General features: G+C 37.0%; 3 protein-coding genes. All 3 read left to right on the forward strand.

Going from position 1 to position 3,433, the window contains the following annotated elements; genetic code table 11:
- Positions 1–464 (forward strand): hemagglutinin repeat-containing protein (locus AAC147_RS08920; protein WP_156115462.1); only part of this gene is annotated, 464 nt, incomplete at its 5' end.
- A 60-nt stretch (positions 465–524) separates the two neighbouring features.
- Positions 525–3,071 carry a DUF637 domain-containing protein gene (locus AAC147_RS08925; RefSeq protein WP_052189835.1) on the forward strand — a complete coding sequence of 849 codons (2,547 nt, stop codon included), beginning with the start codon at positions 525–527 and terminating at the stop codon, positions 3,069–3,071.
- 3 nt (positions 3,072–3,074) lie between these two features.
- Positions 3,075–3,404, forward strand: a complete 330-nt coding sequence (locus AAC147_RS08930; RefSeq protein WP_047686386.1) for a DUF600 family protein — start codon at positions 3,075–3,077, stop codon at positions 3,402–3,404.
- The last annotated feature ends 29 nt before the right edge of the window (positions 3,405–3,433 follow it).

The raw sequence follows: 3,433 nt of genomic DNA on the forward strand, positions 1-3,433 counted from the left end.
ATTTTGAAAAGGCATTTAGTTGGTATCAAATATCTTTTGAAAATTTAGTCCCTATTACAAAATTAAATTCATCAAACTCAATTTTAATGAGCAGTGGAAAATATATATCTTTAACCAGTGTGATTTTAAATGCTAATAAAGATATTAGTTTAAACTCAGGGCAGAATCTTGACATTACGTCAAGAGAGTATAAGGACTTTAATGGAAATACTATTTCTACTCCCTATGAATTGGAATTCATGATTAAATCAGATGATCCAAAATTACGTACTCAAATTCATGCTGGAGAAAATTTACTAGTTAATGTATCAAATGATATTAATTCAGAGGGTGCTAAGTTTTCAGCAGGAAATTCAGTATCATTATTAGCAGGGAATTCTTTAAATTTACTTGCTTCTATATTCCCTGTAAAAGATGGATGGAATAATTTCGGAATCCAAAATTTTTTTGGAAAGTCTGATTAATATGATTTCAAAAGATATTTTTTTGATTTTATTAGAACAGATATTCCTGCTGTAACTGATGTGGATGCAGGTAAAAATGTTATTTTTTCTGCAGGAAATACTATTACAACTGAAGGTTCAAAAATATCTTCAGGTCAAAATATAAATATATCTTCGGGTAACGATATAAAATTTAAATCTTCTAGAAATTACTTTTACGATTTCCCCAAAAGACAAGAAAGAGTAACTAGAAACGTAACAGAGTTAACTAGTGGAGGTTCGTTAAATATACATAGTGAGGGTAGTATTTTATTTGAAGCAACTAAATTAGTTGCTAAAGGGTTAGGTGCTACTATAAATATTGCTGCAAAAGGTGGATATTTATATGCTGCAGCCTCTGATGAAATTAAGAATTTTGAAACTATAAATGAAGTTAAATATGGTTCTAATAATAAAGTTTCAGAGTTTATTGCGTCTGGGGATATAAATATATTAAGTAGAGATGACAGCACTTATGAAGCGAGCAAAATACAAGCCGGCAAAAATATCACATTAACCAGCACTCATGGTTCAGTTAATTTTAAAGCTGCCAAAAATATTGAATATGAGAGAAAATTTAGTACTTCTGAAGGTTTTTTTATTAAAACAAAGGATAAAGGTCATTCATCAGAAAAATGGATATTACCACAACTTGGATGGAATGGTAACTTTATAGTTGATGCAGCAAGTGGTATTAATGCTGATATTAAAGTAAAAAATGGACAAACTTTACAGAATGCTATTAATTTATTAGGTAATAATCCTGAAACATCTTGGATTAAAGATATAAATAAACGAAATGATGTTCAGTGGACTAAAGTTAAGGATGCTTACGATAGTTGGGACAAATCTAAAAAAAGCTTACACCCGATGGCAGGGGCGGTTATTGCAGTAGTCGTTACTGCAGTGACTGCAGGGTATGCAGCTCCTGCTGCTGGCGCAGTAGCAGGAGGAAGTGCGGTTGCTCAAGGAGCAGTTACAGCTGGGATGGCTGCTTTAGCTTCTAAGGCAGCAGTTTCACTTGTTGAAAATGAAGGGAATTTATCTAAAGCCTTCAAAGAAATGGGTGATAGCGATGCCGTTAAATCAATAATTACTTCTATGGTAATTGGAGGGGCATTATCAGGATTTGATGCTGCTATGGGTTGGTCTTCGGCTAAAGATGGGGCTAATGCTGCAGTTTCATCAACCAATTCAAATTTACCTCTACTAAGTAAAGGAGACTGGATTACAACTGCCCAACGTGTTGCAGGACAATCTCTCATCAGTTCCAGTCTAAATACCGCAATTAATGGTGGCAGCTTTAAAGATAATTTCGCTACAGCATTGCTTGCCAATGCCGGTAATCAAATTAATGCGGAAGGGGCAAATGTTATAGGGGACTATGGCAAAGTATTAGGCATTCCTGGAAAGGCTATTAGCCATGCAGCAATATCAGCTCTTGCCGCACACATTGGTGGCGGAGATGCAAGAGGTGCAGCAGCCGGTGCACTTGCCGCTGAACTTGGCAAGATGGCTCTGTATAACACCTTCGATGATCCTGCACAAATTCTGGCAGGCGGCAAAATTATCGGTGGGATTGCCGGTGCCTTTGCTACCAATAGTGCGGAAGGGGTTAACAGTGGTGCAAATGCAAGTGAAATTGTTCTCGAATATAATTTTTTTCAGCATGAACTGATAGAACTGAACAAAAAAATCACAGCAGCGAAGAAGAAAGGTGAAGATATTGCACCTATCATTGCAGAAGAGCGCAATAAACTGGCAGCAGAGAGAGAATCCCTAAAAAACGAGTGTCAGGCTAACCCAACACTTTGTGCTCATAATCTTCGTTATTATGCTAACGATGCACTAGAACCTGCAGATTCCTTCATTGGCAGACTTTATTTTGAACCTGAAGTTATTGCATTCACCTTTGATGAATCGGCTAAAGATCATACCGTCATTGATAAGTATACCAATGGGTTAGGCCAAGCGCTGGAATATGGGCTAGTCGCAGCAAAATCTCTGGGTGGCGAAGACACACGGTTTTCAATAACAGGGAAAAGTATCAGAACTGGGATCCACAATTCACAAGCAAGATCACCGAGTTCTAAGCCAGAGGTCATTGTTATCAATACAGAATCAGGGAAAAAAGGCGCTTGGGAGGAACAACTGAATAAACCTAAGCCAAATAAGATTTATCATGTAGATGGAAATAAAACGTATCATACTGATTCATTAAGCAGGCCAACTATCGTTGAAGCGTCATTAACCCTATCGCGTAATGACCGAAACGGTTATCAACAACGCAAGACAGGCCATCAGGGTAACCCTGGCGATGATGGTGGTCATTTGATCTCCTCAATTTATAATGGACCTGGTGAGAAAATTAACATGGTTCCAATGGATCCTAATTTAAATCGAGGCGCTTGGAAGAAAATGGAAAACGAATGGGGTAAGGCCCTGAAAGAAGGCAAATCAGTCGATGTTAAAATTACCTCTACATACACTGGTGATAGCCAGCGACCAGATAAATTCAATGTTAGGTACTCTATTGATGGAGAAAGACCAGTGCGCCTTAACTTTAATAATTCTCCAGAAGGAAAATAAACTATGGGTGATCAAGAACTATATCAGAAAATTGGACAGTTATTATTCAATGTGGGTCCAATAGATGCAAAGAAAATTATTGTTCGTGCTGACCTTTTTCCAGAAAGAGATGGTTGCAGGTATGAATTTGATTACATTGATAAAAATGAAAATTTAGACTGGTTTGATCCAGATGACAGAGCTATAGATGATCTCACCGATTTACTGGAAGAACTGAGGAGCTTTTTTATTAAAAACATACAATCAGAAGCTACCCCTTTTTGGCATGGCTGTACAATCACTTTGGATGTAGAAAACTCAAAAGTTAATATAGATTTCAAATACGAAAAGTAAATCAAGTAAGTGGCGGGATTATTCCCGCC

The organism is Xenorhabdus sp. NBAII XenSa04 (genome assembly GCF_963866145.1).
GTDB lineage: Bacteria > Pseudomonadota > Gammaproteobacteria > Enterobacterales > Enterobacteriaceae > Xenorhabdus > Xenorhabdus indica.